2 protein-coding genes and 1 pseudogene are annotated in these 1575 nt (G+C 42.0%); all 3 read right to left on the bottom strand.

Annotated elements, in window-relative coordinates; translation table 11 throughout:
* A pseudogene (locus tag CVD27_RS20485) lies at positions 1-363 on the bottom strand (PP2C family serine/threonine-protein phosphatase); the annotation flags it as partial.
* Entirely contained in the window at positions 363-1148 is a 786-nt protein-coding gene (sigB, locus tag CVD27_RS20490) for an RNA polymerase sigma factor SigB (RefSeq protein WP_101649979.1), read from the bottom strand. The gene sigB and the pseudogene CVD27_RS20485, both read right to left, overlap by 1 nt.
* Positions 1123-1575, bottom strand: a 453-nt coding sequence (gene rsbW, locus CVD27_RS20495) for an anti-sigma B factor RsbW (protein WP_101649981.1), incomplete at its 5' end; no start/stop codon positions are given. The genes rsbW and sigB, both read right to left, overlap by 26 nt.

Raw genomic sequence — 1575 nt, forward strand, 5'->3', positions numbered from 1 at the left:
AATCATCTGACCATTCGATTGCAGAATATAGATCCGAATATTACCGACACAACTATATTCTAGGGTTTGCTGTTCAAAGTACACTTTCACAATCCCTACTGCAGCACCGCGTTTATGCACCATCTGTTTATTGCAACGCAGTAACAAATCGTCAGGTGATTCATGATGATATATCTTTAAGACTTGTGGAATGATTTCAGCGGATTCTTTCGCTTCCGTTCCACTGCCCAAGCCGTCTGCAATAGCACAAATGAAATAATCTTCTTCTGAATGAATGTAGTATGCATCCCCAGAATCTTTATTACCTTTTTTTGACTGTTGGTATATATATGCCTCTACATAGTCATTCTCAAAAGTTTCCACTAATTTGCACCACCACTCGTTAGGATTACTTCTTGTAATTTCTTGATTGCTTTCCGTTGCAGTCTTGAAACATGCATTTGGGAAATATCCAGTAATTCTCCAGCTTCTTTCTGGCTCATCTGATCGATATATGTATACTGGATAATCTGACGTTCGCGTTCACTTAAAACGTTCAGTGCATTCAAAACAAGCATGCGCTGATCTGTTTTCTCAAAACCGCCATCAGTCTCACCAATGATATCGAGCAGTGTAATGGTTCCACCTTCTGAATCCGCATCTAGTGTATGGTCAATTGATAGCGCTTGATAGCTTCTGCCCATCTCCATCGCCTCAAGCACTAATTCCTCATCAGTACCTAGGTATTCCGCTATTTCATAGACCATTGGCGATCGCTGAAATTCAGTCGTTAACGTTTCAACAGCCGCTTTTATTTTAGGTCCTAACTCCTTGATTCGTCGCGGTACGTGAACAGCCCATGTTTTATCACGAAGGAAACGTTTGATTTCCCCGATTATTGTCGGTACAGCAAACGCTTCAAAGTTCCGTCCTTGTTCAGGATCATATCTTCGAATCGCGCCTAGTAATCCGAGCATTCCCGCCTGGACAATATCTTCATGATGAGATTGTCCACGCGAATATTTGCGCGCGATAGAATGCACCAGTCTCTCATAATGGAGGACTAATTGTGTTTGCGCGTGGTCATCATTATTCTCTTGATATTCGTGTATCCATTTAAGGACTTGCTCTTTTGTCTCACTGTCACGAGAAGACTGTTGATTTGACATGGTCCTCTCCCCGCTCTCTGCCCAAATATTTGGTCATGAAAACAATGACACCCTCCCCATGGTCAACTTTGACTTCATCCATTAAAGTTTCCATCAAGTAAAGTCCTAAGCCACCTTCTCTAAGAGGTGATTCTTCATTCCAATCTTGATAGGGTCCGACTTTTTTCTTTGTTTCTTCAAAGTCAAAGCTTTGACCATGATCCGTCACGACAATTTCCAGGCGATCTTCATAGAGGGCACATCCTAAAATCACTTCACCTGTTTTTTCATCATTGTACGCGTGCTGCACAGCATTCGTCACTGCTTCACTTGCAGCGATCTTCAAATCTTCAATTTCGTCATATGTGAATCCAATGCGGCTTGCAAGACCCGATATAGCTAAACGAGCTACACCTACATACTGGGCTTTTGCTGGAACCTTTATTTC

Source organism: Neobacillus cucumis, from assembly GCF_002860255.1.
Classification (GTDB): Bacteria; Bacillota; Bacilli; order Bacillales; family Cytobacillaceae; genus Neobacillus; species Neobacillus cucumis_A.

Bases quoted from the DNA above. Each gene is read 5' to 3' on its own strand.
- sigB (WP_101649979.1), bottom strand. From the start codon at position 1,148: ATGTCAAATCAACAGTCTTCTCGTGACAGTGAGACAAAAGAGCAAGTC.